Raw genomic sequence first — 16756 nt, forward strand, 5'->3', positions numbered from 1 at the left:
TAGATTAATTGAAGGAAGGGGGTGGCATGCTGATCAGGATCGACGAGGAGAGCACCCGGCCGATCTTCGAGCAGATCGCCGCCTCCGTGCGCGCGGACATCCTGCTCGGATCCCTGCGGCCCGGCCACCGTCTTCCCTCCGCCCGAGAGGTCGCGGAGGGGCTCGGCATCAACGTGCACACCGTGCTGCGCGCCTATCAGCAGCTCCGTGACGAGGGCCTCGTCGATCTGCGGCGCGGCCGGGGAGCGGTGATCGCGTCCTCCGCCGCGACCCTCCAGGAGCTGCACGACGACATCCGGGCTCTGGTGGACCGGGCCGCGACGCTCGGCCTCTCGGCCGGGGCGCTCGCCGCGCTCGTCCAGGAACCCGCGTTGCGGCGCGCCCCCGCACCCCGCCGCCCCGATACCCAGGAGCAGAACGCATGACCGACACCGACATCCGCCGCGCCCGCGCCGCCTTCGTCTGGGTCGGCGTGATCGTGCCGCTCGGCATCCTCGGGATCTCTTTCGGCACGGTGGCCGCGTGGCTGTCCGAGCTGCCCGACCCTGTGGCCGTGCACTGGTCCGGCGGCGGCCCCGACGGGTTCGCGCCGCCGCCGATGCTGCTGATCACCCCGCTCATCGGCATCGCCCTGGTGCTCCTGTTCGCGGCGACCGCCCTGTTCGCGCACCGCCTGCCGCCCGCGATGCTGTCCGGCGGGGGCGGTGTGGTCTCGGATCGGACGGGTCAGCCCCAGTGGTCGGTCACCGCCCGCTTCCTCGGCGCCATGAACCTCGGCCTGAGCGTGTTCATGGGCGTGCTGTCTCTCGTGACGGCGGGCGTGCAGCGCGGTTTGGACGACGCCGCGGAGGCGCCGGAGATCATGCCGTGGACGTTCGCGGGGTTCGGGATCCTCGCTGTCGTCGCGGTGATCGGCTGGTTCCTGCAGCCGAAGGTGGCGCCCGCGCAGCCCCGCCCCGCCGATCCCGGGACCGTGCCGATCGGCGCCGGAGAGCGCGTCGTCTGGTTCGGCTCGGCGTCGATGGCGAGGGCGGGGCAGGTGGTCGTCGGGGTCGCGGTGCTGCTGATGGCCGGGCTGACGGCCTTCATCGTCGCGACCGCCGCGGACACCGGCGAATGGTGGCCCGCGGCGATCATGGTCGTCGCGACGTTCCTCGTCCTCGTGGCTGCGGGGTCCGGCTTCGCCTTCCGCGTGCGGGTCAACGCTGACGGCCTCCGGGTCCGGTCGGTGGTGGGCTGGCCCGACACGCGGATCCCGATCGCCGACATCGCGCGGGTGGAGGTCGTGCCCCTCAACCCGTTCGCCGAGTTCGGCGGGTGGGGATGGCGGCTGGCCATGGACGGTCGCCGCGGGGTGGTGCTGCGCGCGGGCGAGGCGCTGCAGGTCACCCGCGTCGGCGGGACCGTGTTCGTGGTCACGGTCGACGGGGCACGGGAGGCGGCCGCCGTCCTGGAGACCCTGCGGGCCGCGAAGGGCCCGGGGCCGGAAGGGCGCGGGGAGCGAGCGTCGCGCACCGATGAGACCTGAGCACCGATGAGATCTGAGCACCGACGAGAGGGAGTCCGCATGACGAATCCGCCCGTTCCCGACGCGCCCGTTCCCGCGGCGCCCGGCGCCCCCGGGCCCGTTCCCGCGAGCGGCGGGCCGGAGCCGGTCCGGGTCGGCCTCGGACCGACCCTCGTGTTCCTCGTGCTGGCCCTGGGGCTGGCCTGGCTCGTCGCGCTCCCGCTGTGGCTGGGCGAGGGGCTGGCGAGCCCGATGTTCGGCCTCCTCGCGCAGCTCATGATGTTCACGCCCGCGATCGCTGTCGTGCTCGTGATGCTGATCCTGCGCCCGGTGCCCCGCGGGGAGCGTCTGCGGTTCCTCGGGATGTGGCCGCTGCGCCCCGCCAAGCGGGTCGTCTGGCTGAGCGTGATCGCGCTCTTCGCGCCGATCCTGCTCGTCGCCGCCTCGGTCGCGGTCGCGGCCGCGTGCGGCTGGGTGCAGCTCGACCTCGCCGGATTCTCCGGGTTCGCGCAGGTCCTGGAGGCCTCGGTGCCGGAAGGCACGCCGCTCCCGCCGCCCCTCGTCGTCATCCTCTCGCAGCTGCTGTCCATCCCGATCGCCGCCGCGACGATCAACGCGCTCGTCGCCTTCGGCGAGGAGCTCGGCTGGCGTGGCTTCCTCGTGCCCGCGCTGCGGAGGTACGGCACGTGGCCGGCGCTGCTGGTCAGCGGGGTGGTCTGGGGTCTCTGGCACGCCCCGGTGGTGCTGCTCGGGTATAACTTCGGTCGCACGGACCTCACGGGCGTACTGTTCATGATCGGCGGCGCCGTCGCGTGGGGCGTCCTGCTGGGGTGGCTCCGCCTGCGCTCCGCCTCGGTGTGGCCGGCGGTGTTCGCGCACGGCGCGCTGAACGCCTCGGGCGCGATGATCGGGTGGTTCTTCCTCGCCGGCACGACGTTCGACATGGCGCTGGCGGGTCCGCTCGGCGTCGCCGGTTGGATCGTCTGCGCGCTGGTGATTGTGGTCCTCGCGGTCACCGGGCAGTTCCGCCGACAGCCGTCCCTCGCGCCGGCGCGGGTTTCGGGGTCCGTTCCGGGGCCCCGGGACACCGCCGTGGACCCCGGAACACCGGGCAGCGTCCCAAACCGAGAGGCTTGACCGACGGGGGAGCGGCGCAGTTGGCTGAGCGTATGGAACCCACTCCGCAGAACTGGCGCGCCGCCGACGACTTCCTCGCCGACACCCTCGTCGGGAACGACCCCGCCCTGGAGGCCGCCCTCGCCGCGCAGCAGGCGGCGGGCATGCCCGCGATCGAGGTCGCACCGGTGTCCGGAAAGCTCCTCGGCCTCCTCGTCCGGATGAGCGGGGCGCGACGGGTCCTGGAGATCGGCACGCTGGGCGGCTACTCGACCATCTGGATGGCCAGGGCGGTCGGGGACGGCGGGCGGGTCGTCACGATCGAGGCCGAGCCGGGCAACGCGCGCGTCGCCCGCGCCAGCATCGACGCGGCCGGCGTCGGCGGCGTCGTGGACATCCGGATCGGACGGGGCGCGGACATGCTCCCCACGCTGATCCGGGAGGAGCCGTTCGACCTGGTCTTCATCGACGCGGACAAGGAGTCCAACACGCTGTACCTGGACTGGGCCGCCCGGCTCGGCCGTCCCGGCACCGTCGTCGTGCTCGACAACATCGGCCGGGACGGGGACATCGTCGACCCCGACAGCACGGACCCCAAGGTGGTGGGGACCCGGGAGGGACTGATCATGCTGGGCGAGGACCCCCGCTTCGACGCCACGGCGCTGCAGACGGTGGGGACGAAGGGATGGGACGGGGTCGCGATCGCCCTCGTCCTCTGATCCGCGTCCTCGCCGTTCGGATCGGCACGGCGTCGCTAGACTGGCCCACGGACCGACGCCGCTCCACCCCCTTCCACCCCTGCGAGCAAGGAGCACACCCGTGGCACTGATCGAGGCTGTAGGCGCACGCGAGATTCTCGACTCACGCGGCAACCCGACCGTCGAGGTGGAGGTGCTCCTCGATGACGGCATCGTGCAGCGCGCCGCCGTCCCCTCCGGTGCATCGACCGGCGCCTTCGAGGCGTACGAGCTGCGCGACGGCGACAAGGGCCGCTACGCGGGCAAGGGCGTGCAGAAGGCGGTCGAGGCCGTCATCGACGAGCTGGGCCCCGCCATCGAGGGCGTCGAGGCGAGCGAGCAGCGCATCGTCGACGAGATCCTCATCGAGGTCGACGGCACCGACAACAAGAAGCGTGTCGGTGCCAACGCCATCCTGGGCGTGAGCCTCGCCGTGGCCAAGGCGGCGGCCGACTCCGCGGACCTCCCGCTGTTCCGCTACCTCGGCGGCCCGAACGCGCACGTGCTGCCCGTGCCGCTGTTCAACGTCATCAACGGCGGGGAGCACGCCGACAACGGCATCGACATGCAGGAGTTCTTCCTCGCCCCGATCGGCGCCGAGACCTACGCCGAGTCGCTGCGCTGGGGCGTGGAGACGTACCACGTGCTGAAGGCCGAGCTGAAGGCCGCCGGATACGCCACCGGGCTCGGCGACGAGGGCGGCTTCGCCCCGGATCTGCCCAGCAACCGCGAGGGGCTGGACTTCCTCGTCAAGGCCATCGAGAAGGCCGGCTTCACCCCGGGCACGGACATCGCGCTCGGCCTGGACGTCGCGGCCACCGAGTTCTTCGCCGACGGCGTGTACCGCCTCGACGACAAGGACTGGGACGCCGCGGCTCTCACCGAGTACTACGTCGGCCTGGTGAACGACTACCCGATCGTCACGATCGAGGACGCGCTCGCCGAGGACGACTGGGACAACTGGAAGGCCCTCACCGACGCTCTGGGCACCAAGGTACAGCTCGTCGGCGACGACCTCTTCGTCACCAACCCGCAGCGCCTGGCGGACGGCATCTCGCGCGGCGTCGCCAACTCGCTGCTCGTGAAGGTCAACCAGATCGGCACGCTCACCGAGACCCTCGACGCGGTCAGCCTGGCGCAGCGCTCCGGCTACACGGCGATGCTCTCGCACCGCTCCGGCGAGACGGAGGACACCACGATCGCGGACCTCGTCGTCGCGACCAACGCGGGCCAGATCAAGGCCGGTGCGCCTGCTCGGAGCGAGCGGGTGGCGAAGTACAATCAGCTTCTGCGCATCGAGGAGGAGCTGGGCGACGCCGCGGTGTTCGCCGGGCGATCCGCCTTCCCGCGCTTCACGGCCTGATCGGGGCCGCGAACGGACGAGGGTCTCCGACCCGCACGGATCTCGACGAAGGGGGAGTCATGGCACGACGGCCGGCTCCCCCTTCGGCGTCCCCGGAGCGGCGCAGCCCGCAGGCCGCGGCTCGGGCGGGACGCCGCTCCAGCGCCGCCGGGATCGACGCGCGCGGCTGGGTCGGCGGGATCCGCCTGTCCGGCTTCATGGTCATCATGCTGTCGCTGGTGATCCTGGGCGCCTGGGTGCTCGTGCCGACCCTCGGGACGTACCTCGACCAGCGACAGAAGATCGCCGCGCTCGAGCAGTCCGTGCAGGTCAGCAAGGACCGGATCGCCGAGCTCGAGCTCGAACGCGAGCGGTGGAACGATCCGGCCTACATCACCACCCAGGCGCGCGAGCGCCTCTACTACTTCCGTCCGGGCGAGGTCGTCTACCTCGTGGACGACGACCTGGATCCCGCGGCGGTTCCGCGCGACCCCGAGCCCGTCAGCGACACGATCGAGGAGAAGCCCTCGGACTGGGCGCCGCAGCTGCTGCGCTCGCTCACCGCGGCGGGCCTGGCCCGGACCGCGACCGAAGCCCCCGCGGGCTCGTCCGGGGAGCCCGCGGAGGGCGACCAGACCCCGGCCCCCTGAGCCCTTCGGAGCCCGGCGGTCCTCACGGAGATCACAGCCGCCTCCCGTACGCTGGAGGGGTGACCGCCCCCGCCTTCGCTCCGCCCACGGACGCCGAGATCGCCGTCGTCTCCGCACAGCTCGGACGCGCCGCGCGCGGGGTCGTCGGCATCGCCGCGCGCTGCGTGTGCGGCAACCCGACGGTGGTCGCGACGTCCCCGCGCCTGGCGGACGGCACCCCGTTCCCGACGTTCTACTACCTCACGCATCCCGCCGCCACCGCCGCCATGTCGGCGCTCGAGGCGGGCCAGGTGATGCCCGAGATCGCCGCGATGCTGGACGACGAGGAGGTCGCGGACGCCTACCGTCGCGCGCATGACTCCTACCTCGCCGACCGTGCGCAGTACGGCGAGGTTCCGGAGATCGCGGGTGTCTCGGCGGGGGGGATGCCCACGCGCGTGAAGTGTCTGCACGCCCTCGCCGGTCATGCCCTCGCGGCGGGCCCCGGGGTGAACCCGCTCGGTGACGAGGCGCTGCGGCGTTCGCGGTGGTCGCCGCAGCGCTGCGAGTGCGACGAGCCCGGAGCCGCGGGAACCGGTCCTGCGGGGGAGTGACCGGGACGCCATGAACGCGACGGGGGGAGCGCAGGTCCTGCTGCGCACGACGCTGGCGGCCATCGTGGTCGCCGCGTCCACCCTGCTCATCGCGACCACGCCGAGCCCGACCCCGAGCCCGACGCCCACCCCGACGCCGGACCCGGTGCAGACCGCCGAGTACTGGCTCGACGGGGCCAAGATCCGGGACGCCTGGGCGGTCACCCGCGGCGCGGGCGTGACGATCGCGGTGATCGACACCGGTGTCGCTCGGGGGCCCGCGTTCGATGCTGCGGTCAAGGACGGCACCGACGTCTCGGACCTCGGCAGTCCCGACGGGCGCACGCCGGTGGGGCCGCTGGACAGCGATCACGGCTCGTTCGTGGCGTCGCTGGCCGCCGCGCGCCCGAAGGCCGACGGCAGCGGGATGATCGGCGTGGCGCCCGAGGCCGACCTGCTCTCGATCTCTCTCGGATTCGGCTCCTCGGCGCCGGTGCCGTTCGCGAAGCAGGTCGCCGATGCGATGGTGTGGGCCGTGGACCACGGCGCGGACGTCATCAACCTGTCCTTCACGACCAACACGCTCGACTGGGACCCGAGCTGGGACGAGGCCTTCCTCTACGCCTACGAGCACGACGTGGTCGTCGTCGTGGCCGCCGGCAACCGCGGCAGCGGGACGACGCAGGTCGGCGCCCCGGCGACGATCCCGGGCGTGCTCACGGTCGGCGGCGTGGACCAGCACGGGATGGCGAGCCGGTCCGCCTCGACGCAGGGCATCACGATCGGCGTGTCCGCGCCGAGCGAGGGGCTGCTCGGCATCGCCGCCGACGGCGAGGTCAAGTCGTGGAACGGCACCAGCGGCGCGGCACCGATCGTCGCGGGGATCGCCGCCCTGGTCCGCGCCGCGCACCCGGACCTCGACGCCGGCGACGTGATCAACCGGATCACCCGCACGGCCCGTCCGGCGCCGGCCGCCACGCAGCGGCCCGACCCGCTGTACGGGTACGGTCTCGTCGACGCCGAGGCGGCCGTGAACGCGGCGGTGGACCCCGTGGACACGAGCCCGAAGGACGAGCTGACGGAATGGATCCGGCTGCACCGGCGCGGCGAGGCTCCCGAGCTCCCGCAGCCGACCAGCGCGCCGGTGAGCATCCCGCCGCTGGAGGCGGCCGAACCGCCCACCGTGCCCGGTTCCCCGCTGATCCCCAGCGCCGATTCGCTGCTGTACGGTACCCTGCCGCTCATCGCGGTCACTCTGCCTGGTATTCTTATCGGGCTTGGCGTCACCGCAGCTGCCCGGCGCATCCGATCGGCGCGCGCCCGACGCACGCCAAGTCCCTGACGACGACGAGGAGTTGTCCCCCTGTGGCGAAGAATTCTTCTGTGCCCAAGATCCTGATTGTCGGCGGAGGTTATGCGGGGTTCTACACCGCCTGGAAGCTGGAGAAGCACCTGCGAAAGGGCGAGGCCGAGGTCACGATGGTCGACCCGCTGCCCTACATGACCTACCAGCCCTTCCTGCCGGAGGTCGCCGCGGGCTCGATCGAGGCGCGCCACTCGGTCGTCGCACACCGTCGCCACCTGAAGCGGACCCACGTCGTCACCGCCAAGGTCACCGGCATCGACCACGCCAACAAGATCGCGACCATCACGCCGCCGGCCGGCGAGCCGTACGAGTTCGCGTACGACCACATCGTGGTCACCGCCGGCGCGGTGTCGCGCACCTTCCCGATCCCGGGCATCGCGGACAACGCGATCGGCCTGAAGACGATCGAGGAGGCCGTCGCGATCCGCGACAAGCTGATGTCGAACTTCGACAAGGCCGCGTCCCTCCCGGCCGGCCCCGAGCGGGACCGCCTGCTCAGCGTGGTCGTCGTGGGCGGCGGCTTCGCCGGCATCGAGGTGTTCGCGGAGCTGCGCTCGCTCTCGTCCGCCCTGGTGTCGAAGTACCCGCAGATCTCGTTCGAGGACACCCACTTCCACCTCATCGAGGCGATGGGCCGGATCATGCCGGAGGTGTCGCTGAAGACGAGCGAGTGGGTGCTCAAGGATCTCGCCAAGCGCGGCGCGAACGTGCACCTCGACACCCAGGTCACCGGTGCCATCGACGGCAACGTCGAGCTCTCCACCGGCGAGGTCATCCCGACCGACCTCATCGTGTGGACCGCCGGCGTGATGGCGAACCCGACGGTCGTCCGCGGCGGGGACCTCCCCGTCGAGGAGCGCGGCCGCATCCGCACGCGTGCCGACCTGCGGGTCGGCACCGAGGAAGAGGCCGTCGAGGGCGCGTGGGCCGCGGGCGACGTCTCGGCCGTGCCGGATCTGACCGGCGGCGGCGTGGGCGGCTACTGCGTGCCCAACGCCCAGCACGCGGTCCGTCAGGCCAAGCTGCTCGCGAAGAACCTCGTCGCCGTCCTGCGCGGCGAGGAGACCAAGCAGTACGTCCACAAGAACCTGGGCGCCGTGGCCGGTCTCGGTCTGTACAACGGCGTCTTCCAGTCCGGCAAGATCGCGCTGAAGGGCTTTGTGGCCTGGGTCGCGCACCGCGGATACCACGGTCTGGCGATCCCCTCGTGGGAGCGCAAGTGGCGCGTGCTGTGGGGCTGGTGGCACAACCTGTGGCTCGGTCGCGACCTCGTGAACCTCGAGACGGTGCAGAACCCGCGCTACGTGTTCGAGGAGTTCGCGGCGCGGCCGCGCCCGGCCGCGGACGCGGCGCCCTCGGCCACGCCCAAGGCGGCGGCCCCGGCCGCGGAGAAGGCGGCGCCCGCGAAGAAGGCACCGGCGAAGGCCGCGACACCGGCGGATGAGGCGAAGCCGGCGGATGAGGCGAAGCCCGTGAAGAAGGCTCCGGCGAAGAAGTCCGCGCCGAAGAAGGCCGAGGCGGCTGCGAGCTGACCGCCTGACGGAGAACGCCCCGGGACCCGTGAGGACCGGGGCGTTCCTCGTATCAGGAGGTGGGACTCGTGCGTCGCGGTCGGGTGAGCAGGGCGGCGACGATGCCGCCGATCGCCCCAAAAAGGTGCGCCTGCCACGAGACTCCGGCGGGCGCCGCGACGATGCCCGCGAGCATGGAGCCCCCGTACAACGCCATCACGACGAGCGCGACGAGCGCATAGGCGATCCGATGCCCCACGGACCGGGCGACGAGGACGCGACAGAGCACGTAGGCGAAGAAGCCGAAGACCAGTCCTGACGCACCCACGGTCACGGTTCCCGGCGGGTTCAGCAGCCAGGTCCCGGCACCGCCGACGACGGCCACGACGACGGTCACGAGCCAGAACCGGCCGGCCCCCTCCACCGCCACGAGCGCGCCGAGGACGAGGAACGGCAGGCTGTTGCCGATGAGGTGCGCCCAGCCCGCGTGCAGCAGCGGCCCGACGACGATGCCGGGCAGGCCGCTCGGGTCCCAGGACCGCAGTCCCCACACCGTGAAGGTGCCCGGAAGCACCGCGTCGGCGATCTGAACGGCCCACATCACGGCGAGCAGCACGACGGGGGCGAGCAGCGGAGCGAGGGTCGAGGTGCGACGGGGGCGGGGATCGCTCATGCGCACCTCCGTGGAGTTCGACGATCCGGGGCACGCCCGACTCCGCCCCGAGACGCCTCAGCCTAGCGAAGGGTCGTGCGAGTCTCGGCAACGGGCGGCGCCCCGAGTTGCGGTCGTCATTGTCCTGGCATAAAGTGAACGAACGTTCATTTGAAAGGAGAGTCATGCCGCGGACGACGGAGCAGAACGAGGCGCTGCGCTCGGCTACACGATCCGCCGTGGAGACCGCCGCCGTGCGGGTGTTCGCGCATCGTGGTTTCGCGGCCGCGAGCATCCGGCAGATCGCTGACGAGGCGGGCCTCAGCATCGGCTCGATCTACCGGCACTACGACAGCAAGGAACAGCTCTTCGACGCGCTCCTCGACCAGGCCACGACCGGACTCGCGGCAGCCGCCGCCGAATTCTCGTCGGAGGGCGATCCCATCGAGATGATCCGCTCCTTCACGGAGGCGTATGTGGCGGACCTCGCAGCAGACGACGGAGCGGTCGAGTTCTCCGTCCTGATGAACCAGGCGTTCACGACAGATACGCCCGAGGGCGCGACCGCGCGGCTCGCCGAGACGCAGAACGCGCTCTGGCGGTCGTTCGCCGCGCTCGTCGAACGGGGGCAGGCGGCGAAACAGATCGCATCGGGAGACCCCGAGCGGATGACCGCCCACTACTTCGCCATGCTCACGGGCCTCACGATGATGCGCGCTGCACTGGGCGCGAGAACGCCGGTGGCGGATGTCGACCTCATCCTCCGGCTGATGGAAGGGGGCGACGGATGAGAATAGACGTCGCACGCGCGGACGAGCTGGGGGAGTCGTACCGGGACCGGGTCGCCGGGGTACTCGTCGGCGGGTTCGCCGAGGACTTCGCCTTCTTCTCCGCGGAAAGGGAGGTGCTCGTCGCGGCCTTCGGACCCATGCTGATCCTGGAGCGCTTCCACGTCGCGCTCGTCGACGGCGAGCCCGCGGCGGTCGCGGTCGTCACCGAAGGGGCTCAGGAGTGTTTCGCGCCCGATCGGCGTCATCTCCAGCGGGTGCTCGGTCCGGTGCACGGGCTCGTCTGCTCCTGGATCGTCCGGCGGCAGTTCATGGGAGCCCACGATGACGCGCGTCCGGGTCTCATGGAGATCGCCTATGTCACGACGGTGCCGCAGCATCAAGGCAAGGGCGTGGCCACGGCGCTCCTGCGTCGACTCCTGGAGTCGCCCTCGGACGAGGTCGTGCTGCGGGACATCAAGGACACCAACGCCCCCGCGCTCGGACTGTACGCGAAGCTCGGGTTCGCCGAGACGCAGCGGCGACGCGTCCCGTTCGCGAAGCGGGCGGGCTTCTCCGCGTACGTCTCCATGGGTCTGCGCCGCGCGCGGTCGGGCGATACGGGCTGAGCGCGAGCCCGACGTGTCGGATCACGGTTCGAGGCGTGCACGGCGGGTGCCCCCGCTGGGATTCGAACCCAGACTGAAGCGAGTTTAAGTCGCCTGCCTCTGCCGTTGGGCTACGGGGGCGTCCGCGACGGACGGCCCTCCGAGCCTAGCCGCCGCCGCTCGGCGCGTCGCCGGTGTCCGTGCCCGGCGCGGCCCCGACCGGAAGGCCGTTATGGTGGGGGAGTGCTCGACCTCATCGGTGACCGAGTCGGCTCTCCGGCGCCGCGCCCCGCTCGTCCGCCGTGGCACGACCCGGCCTCCTGGTGGCCGCGCCTGACCGCCGCGACGGCGCACCTGCCCGCGCCCGTGGGCGTGATCGATCTCGCCGCGCTCCGGTACAACGCCCTCGACATGGTCGTGCGCGCGGGAGGACGACCGATCCGGATCGCGACGAAGTCGGTCCGGGTCCGCGCCGTGATCGATGCGGCACTGCGGGTCCCCGGCTACCGCGGGCTGCTCGCCTTCACGCTCCCCGAGGCGCTGTGGCTCGCCGAGGAGCACGACGACATCGTCGTCGCGTACCCGACGGTCGACCGGACGGCGCTGGCCCGCCTGCTGGCGGACGAGCAGGCGGCCTCGCGCATCACGCTCATGGTCGACGCGGTCGAGCATCTCGATCTCATCGATGCGGTCGCCCCGCCGCGCGGGCGTCCGCCGGTCCGCGTCGCGATCGACGTGGACGCGTCCTGGCGGACGGCCGCCCTCGGCCATGTCGGCGTCCGCCGTTCGCCGCTGCATGCTCCGGACGAGACCCTGCGGTTCGCGCGGGCGGTCGCCGAGAGGGACGGGTTCCGCCTCGTCGGCCTGCAGATGTACGAGGCGCAGATCGCCGGCCAGGGCGACGACACCGGCAGCGGCGACGCGCTGATCCGCTCGGTGCAGGCGCGGTCGCGACAGGAGCTCCGGGTCCGCCGCACCGCGATCGTCGACGCCGTGGGCTCGCTCGTGCCGCTGGAGTTCGTCACCGGCGGCGGCACCGGATCGCTCGAGTTCTCCGGCGCCGACGAGGCGCTCAGCGAGATCACGGCGGGAAGCGGACTCCTCGCAGGACATCTCTTCGACGGCTACCGGACCTTCGATCCGGCTCCCGCCGCGGCGATCGCGTTCGACGTCGTCCGTCGGCCGGCGCCGGACATCGCCACGGTCCTGGGCGGCGGGTGGATCGCGTCGGGACCCGCGCTCGCGTCGCGCCAGCCGCGGGCGGTCTGGCCCGAGGGACTGCGCACGATGACGAGGGAGGCCGCGGGCGAGGTGCAGACACCCCTGCAGGGGCCGGCGGCGGCGGAGCTCCGCGCCGGGGACCGGGTGTGGTTCCGGCATGCCAAGAGCGGCGAGGCCTCCGAGCGCCTCGACCGGTACCACCTCGTCGACGGCGATCGCGTCGTCGGCGAGCTGCCCACCTATCGCGGCGAGGGAAAGGCGTTCCTGTGACACGTCCCGGCGGGATCTGGCAGAACTGGGGGCGGACCGCGTCCGTCCGTCCCGTGCGGGTCGAGCGTCCCCGCACGCCCGAGGGCGTGCAGCGCGCGGTCGTCGCCGCGGCCCGCCAGGGTCTGCGGGTGAAGGCCGTCGGCGCCGGCCACAGCTTCACCGGCATCGCCGTCGGCCCGGACGTCCTGCTCGAGCTGGACGACCTCCAGGGTGTGACCGCCGTCGACGAGGCGCGGCGCCGGGTGACGCTCCTCGCCGGAACCCGGCTGCACCGGATCCCGCGGCTCCTCGCCCCGTACGGACTCGCGATGGAGAACCTCGGCGACATCGACCGGCAGTCGATCTCGGGGGCGATCTCGACCGGCACCCACGGCACGGGGACAGGGTTCGGCGGGCTCGCGACCCAGGTCGTCGGGGCGACGCTCATCACCGCCTCAGGGGAGTTCCTGCGCGTCGACGAAGAGCATCAGCCCGAGCTCGTGCCCGCGATCGCCCTGGGCCTGGGCGCACTCGGGGTCCTCGTCGAGGTCACCCTCCAGTGCGTCCCCGCGTTCGTGATGCACGCGGTCGACGCGCCGGCGCCGCTGGACGAGACGCTGGAGCGCGTGCACGAGCGCGCGGCGGACGCCGACCACTTCGAGTTCTACTGGTTCCCGCACACGGACGTGGCACTCACGAAGACGACCGACCGGCTGCCCGAATCGGCGGTGCGCCATCCGCTGCCGCCGGTCGGGCGGTGGGTGGACGAGACGCTGCTGTCCAACGGGGTCTACCGGCTCGTGTGCGCCGCCGGCGTCGTGGCGTCGCCGATCACCGCGCCGTTCAACCGTCTCGCGGTGAGACTGACCGGGAACCGTGAGTACACGGACCTCTCGCACCGCGTGCTCACGCAGCGGCGCACCGTGCGCTTCCGGGAGATGGAGTACGCCCTCCCGAAAGACCAGGTGGTGCCCGCCTTCGAGGAGATCCGCGCTCACATCGCACGGCGCGGATGGCGGATCGAGTTCCCCGTCGAGGTGCGCTTCGCCGCGGCCGACGACCGATGGCTGTCGACCGCGCACGGCCGAGACAGCGCGTACATCGCCGTCCACCGGTACTGGCGGCATGACCCTCGGGCGTACTTCGACGCCGTCGAGCGGATCTGCCTGGACCACGGCGGACGCCCGCATTGGGGCAAGCTCCACGGTCTGGATCGCGACGCGCTCCGGGAGCGTTACCCGCGCTTCGACGACTTCGTCGCGCTCCGCGACCGGCTCGACCCGGAGCGGCGCTTCGAGAACGCCTATCTGACGCGGGTGCTCGGCGACTGACCGCGCCGGCGTCCAGCGGGCGTTCGGGGCCGCGGGGATAGGATGGGCCGAAAGAGCTGAAAGGGGGGCCGGGATCCATGGAAGGGCTCATTCCGGTATTCATCGTCGTCGGTGTGATCGTCGTCCTGGCCGTCGTCGTCGGCATCTACCTGTGGTCGACGTACAACTCGCTCGTGCAGCTGAACGTCCGCGTGGACGAGGCCTGGAGCGACATCACCGTGCAGCTCAAGAGGCGCGCCGACCTCATCCCCAACCTCATCGAGACGGTGAAGGGGTACGCCGCGCACGAGAAGGCCGTGTTCGAGAACGTCACCCGCGCGCGCGCCGAGACGCTCTCGGCGAGCGGCCCGGCGGAGGCGGGGGTCGCCGAAGGACACCTGCAGCAGGCCCTGAAGAGCCTGTTCGCGGTCGCCGAGGCGTATCCGCAGCTCCAGGCCAGCCAGAACTTCCTGCAGGTCCAGCACGCCCTCGTCGACACCGAGGACAAGGTGCAGGCCTCGCGCCGCTTCTACAACGGAGGCGTCCGCGAGCTGAACACGAAGATCAAGGTCTTCCCGAACAACCTGTTCGCACGGAACCTCGGATTCTCCGAACGGGAGTTCTTCGAGGTCGTGGACGGCGCCGCGATCGCCGAGCCGCCGCGCGTCCAGTTCTGAGGCGGGAACCGCCCGCGAGAGGTCCCGCGTCCGAAGAGGGCGCGGGACCTCTGCGCGTCTCCCCGGGGGCGTTCCGAGCCGTGTGATCGGCTCAGCGCACGGCGAGCCGTATCACCTCTGCGTCCACACGGACGTCGCCGTAGACGCTCCATGCGTCCGTCCGGTAGGTGACCGACGCCGCGGACCCGGCGCGGTCCGTCCCCTCGGCGGTCGCGACGAGGACGCCGCCGGTGGCGGAGAACGACGGCGGGTCCAGCTCCAGCGCCGGCATCCGTTCGATGCGGAAGCTCAGGCGATCCAGCGTCGACAGGTCGGCGGCCCAGGGCACCCGGATCCCGCAGTTCTCGGGCGGGGACCCGGCGGACGCCGTCTGCGTGCAGGCGGTCAGATAGTCCTCGAGCTGCGCACGGGCGCTCGCGACGCCCTCCTCGGTGAGCCGCGGGCGCAGGGAGACGGCGGCCTCCTCACCGGGGAGCACCACCGCGCGCACCTCGCCCGACACGAGGGAAGCGGGCGCCGAGGCCACGTCGTAGACGCCGGGAAGCAGTGCCACCGGATCATCGGCCTCGCCGAGCGGCGTCGTGCCGATCCGGGCGCCGCCCCAGGGGCGGGACACGAGCAGCCCGCCGACGGGCGCGTCCGTCAGCCTCCACGCGCCGTCCCGACGTTCGAGCCGCGCGTCCGTCTCGTGCTCCCGGCCGTCGAGCGTGAAGGACACGCGGACCCGCGCCTCGTCCCCGCGCTCCGACGCGGTGAGGACGCGGGGCGCGCTCGGACGCTCGCGCGCGGCCTCCAGCGCGTCCGCGGCACGCTCGTCGACCCCGACCCCGACCCCGACGCCGAAGGCCCTGACCGCCTCCGCGTCTCCGTCCGCGATCGCGCGGAAGGCCGCCAGCGCGGTGTCCGCCGCCGATGCGGGCGGCCGGGAGACCGACCACCAGAGTGCGCCCCCGCCGACCAGCACCAGGAGCGTCAGAGCGATCGCGACGAGCCGCCCTCGGCGGGACCGAACCGGGGCGGACGTCACGCCGCGGGCTCCGTCTCGTCTGCGTCGTCGACCTCGCGCGCCGCGTCGTCGGGCTCTCGGTCCTCGGAGGCCGTCGGGGATCCCGAAGGCGTCCCGCTCGAGTGCGGAGGGCGTCGATCGACGGCGTGGCGAGAGACGGCGCCGCCGACGCGGAGCGCATCCGCGAGGTCGTCGCTCGCGTCGCCCCAGTGCGAGACCGACAGGTGAGCGAGCCGCTGCCAGGCGGCGGCGAGACGCAGCTCCTCCGCGATGCGGGGCGCGTCCTCCGCGGGGCGGGCCTGCGGCTCCCACCAGGCCGACTGCACGCGCAGGGTCTCGGTCGCACGCTCGGCCTTCAGGTCCACCCGCGCGGCGATCCGGTCCCCGACGAGCACGGGGAGGGAGTAGTAGCCGTAACGGCGCTTGTGGGCCGGGGTGTAGATCTCGATCCGATAGTCCAGTTCGAACGCCCGCAGGGCACGCTCGCGGAACCACACCACGGGGTCGAACGGGGTCAGCAGGGCCGTCGCGTCGATGCGACGGGGGAGGACCGCCTCCGCGTGGATCCACGCCGGCAGCGCGCGTCCGCCGCGCTCCCATCCCCGGACCCGCACCGGACGCACCTCGCCGGCGTCCTCGAGATCCCGCAGCGACCGCTGCACCAGCGCCCGGTCCCGGAGGCGGTAGTAGTCGGCGATGTCGGCGGCCGTGCCCACTCCGTGGGCGCGGGCGGCGCGACGCACGAGCTCGCGCACCGCGTCCTCCCGGGGGATCTCCCGGGCGCGGACCTCGGCGGGGATCACGTCCTCGGCCAGTGCGTAGCGCCGCTCGAACCCCACGCGCCCGGCGATCGCGACCTCCCCGACGCGCCAGAGGAACTCCAGGGCGTGCTTGACCTCGTCCCAGTCCCACCAGGGCCCGCGGGGACGCGGTGCCTCCCCGCGGATGTCGGCCGGTCGGGAGGGGCCGCGCTCGCGGAGCTCGGCGCGCACGGCGTCCAGCGTGCGCGGAGACCCCCGGTAGGCGTCCCCGCCGTACTTCGCGCGGAAGTCGTCCATCCGGAAGCGCCACAGGGCCCAGTCGTCCGCGGGGACGAAGGTCGCCTCGTGCGCCAGGTACTCGACGTACCGGGACGAGGGGCGCAGGAATGCACGGTCCAGGACGGCGGGATCGTACGCGCCGAGGCGGGAGAACAGGGGCAGGTAGTGCGACCGGGCGAAGACGTTGACCGAGTCGATCTGCAGCACCCCCATGCGCTGCATCGCCGTGTGCAGGTGGCGTGCCTGCGGGGATGCGGGACGTCGTCGGGACAGGCCCTGCGCGCCGAGGGCGACGCGCCGGGCCTCGGCGGAGCTGAGGGTGTCGGTCACGCGGGCCAGCGTACCCGCCGGCTCCGACATGGCCGCGGGGCCCGGCGCGTGTGGTCGTGCACGCCCGCACGAGCCGGGGCCTGCCCGTAGACTTG

General features: G+C 72.5%; 17 protein-coding genes and 1 tRNA gene. 14 read left to right on the plus strand and 4 right to left on the minus strand.

Annotation, left to right across the window (positions count from 1 at the left end; genetic code table 11):
- Positions 1-26 precede the first annotated feature (26 nt).
- From V6R91_RS14010 to V6R91_RS14050, 9 genes are all read left to right on the plus strand, one after another.
- Entirely contained in the window at positions 27-425 is a 399-nt protein-coding gene (locus V6R91_RS14010; protein WP_271061615.1) for a GntR family transcriptional regulator, read from the plus strand.
- On the plus strand, positions 422-1528 hold the full coding sequence (locus V6R91_RS14015; RefSeq protein WP_336395781.1) for a DUF1648 domain-containing protein: 1107 nt from the start codon (positions 422-424) through the stop codon (positions 1526-1528). Before V6R91_RS14010 ends, V6R91_RS14015 begins: the two co-directional genes overlap by 4 nt.
- A gap of 39 nt (positions 1529-1567) precedes the next feature.
- Positions 1568-2644: a CPBP family intramembrane glutamic endopeptidase gene (locus V6R91_RS14020; RefSeq protein WP_336395782.1), complete on the plus strand. Its 1077-nt coding sequence runs from the start codon at positions 1568-1570 to the stop codon at positions 2642-2644.
- A gap of 32 nt (positions 2645-2676) precedes the next feature.
- Positions 2677-3342: an O-methyltransferase gene (locus V6R91_RS14025; RefSeq protein WP_336395783.1), complete on the plus strand. Its 666-nt coding sequence runs from the start codon at positions 2677-2679 to the stop codon at positions 3340-3342.
- Between the two features lie 100 nt (positions 3343-3442).
- Positions 3443-4723, plus strand: coding sequence for a phosphopyruvate hydratase (gene eno / locus V6R91_RS14030; RefSeq protein WP_271061611.1), 1281 nt, complete (start codon positions 3443-3445; stop codon positions 4721-4723).
- Positions 4724-4782: 59 nt separating this feature from the next.
- Complete coding sequence (locus V6R91_RS14035; RefSeq protein WP_174522524.1) at positions 4783-5352, plus strand: FtsB family cell division protein; 570 nt, start codon at positions 4783-4785, stop codon at positions 5350-5352.
- 59 nt (positions 5353-5411) lie between these two features.
- Positions 5412-5945, plus strand: a complete 534-nt coding sequence (locus tag V6R91_RS14040; protein WP_336395784.1) for a DUF501 domain-containing protein — start codon at positions 5412-5414, stop codon at positions 5943-5945.
- Positions 5946-5955: 10 nt separating this feature from the next.
- The gene (locus tag V6R91_RS14045) at positions 5956-7266 is read left to right on the plus strand and encodes a S8 family serine peptidase (RefSeq protein ID WP_336395785.1); all 1311 of its coding nucleotides are present in this window, start codon (positions 5956-5958) and stop codon (positions 7264-7266) included.
- Positions 7267-7307: 41 nt separating this feature from the next.
- On the plus strand, positions 7308-8822 hold the full coding sequence (locus tag V6R91_RS14050) for an NAD(P)/FAD-dependent oxidoreductase (RefSeq protein WP_336395786.1): 1515 nt from the start codon (positions 7308-7310) through the stop codon (positions 8820-8822).
- A gap of 52 nt (positions 8823-8874) precedes the next feature.
- Here V6R91_RS14050 and V6R91_RS14055 read toward each other — a convergent pair whose 3' ends face one another.
- On the minus strand, positions 8875-9474 hold the full coding sequence (locus V6R91_RS14055) for a rhomboid family intramembrane serine protease (RefSeq protein ID WP_336395787.1): 600 nt from the start codon (positions 9472-9474) through the stop codon (positions 8875-8877).
- A 164-nt stretch (positions 9475-9638) separates the two neighbouring features.
- On the opposite strand from V6R91_RS14055, the gene V6R91_RS14060 reads away from it, so the two are divergent.
- Together V6R91_RS14060 and V6R91_RS14065 are read left to right on the plus strand one after the other, a co-directional pair.
- Positions 9639-10244, plus strand: coding sequence for a TetR/AcrR family transcriptional regulator (locus tag V6R91_RS14060; protein ID WP_336395788.1), 606 nt, complete (start codon positions 9639-9641; stop codon positions 10242-10244).
- On the plus strand, positions 10241-10849 hold the full coding sequence (locus V6R91_RS14065; protein WP_336395789.1) for a GNAT family N-acetyltransferase: 609 nt from the start codon (positions 10241-10243) through the stop codon (positions 10847-10849). Before V6R91_RS14060 ends, V6R91_RS14065 begins: the two co-directional genes overlap by 4 nt.
- Positions 10850-10896: 47 nt before the next feature.
- Here the strand turns inward: V6R91_RS14065 and V6R91_RS14070 are convergent.
- Positions 10897-10969, minus strand: a tRNA-Leu gene (locus V6R91_RS14070).
- Positions 10970-11071: 102 nt separating this feature from the next.
- Here V6R91_RS14070 and V6R91_RS14075 point away from each other — a divergent pair.
- The 3 genes from V6R91_RS14075 to V6R91_RS14085 all read left to right on the plus strand — a co-directional run bounded on the left by V6R91_RS14075 (position 11072) and on the right by V6R91_RS14085 (position 14285).
- Positions 11072-12319, plus strand: coding sequence for an alanine racemase (locus V6R91_RS14075; protein WP_336395790.1), 1248 nt, complete (start codon positions 11072-11074; stop codon positions 12317-12319).
- Positions 12316-13629: a D-arabinono-1,4-lactone oxidase gene (locus V6R91_RS14080; protein ID WP_271061605.1), complete on the plus strand. Its 1314-nt coding sequence runs from the start codon at positions 12316-12318 to the stop codon at positions 13627-13629. The genes V6R91_RS14075 and V6R91_RS14080 overlap by 4 nt, the downstream gene beginning before the upstream one ends.
- A gap of 77 nt (positions 13630-13706) precedes the next feature.
- Positions 13707-14285 (plus strand): LemA family protein, encoded by a 579-nt coding sequence (locus V6R91_RS14085; protein WP_271061604.1) that lies wholly within the window; start codon positions 13707-13709, stop codon positions 14283-14285.
- 91 nt (positions 14286-14376) lie between these two features.
- Here V6R91_RS14085 and V6R91_RS14090 read toward each other — a convergent pair whose 3' ends face one another.
- Positions 14377-15312: a hypothetical protein gene (locus V6R91_RS14090; RefSeq protein ID WP_336395791.1), complete on the minus strand. Its 936-nt coding sequence runs from the start codon at positions 15310-15312 to the stop codon at positions 14377-14379.
- Entirely contained in the window at positions 15309-16661 is a 1353-nt protein-coding gene (locus V6R91_RS14095) for a winged helix-turn-helix domain-containing protein (protein WP_336395792.1), read from the minus strand. The genes V6R91_RS14090 and V6R91_RS14095 overlap by 4 nt, the downstream gene beginning before the upstream one ends.
- Positions 16662-16756: the final 95 nt, after the last annotated feature.

Source organism: Microbacterium sp. CCNWLW41, assembly GCF_037083505.1.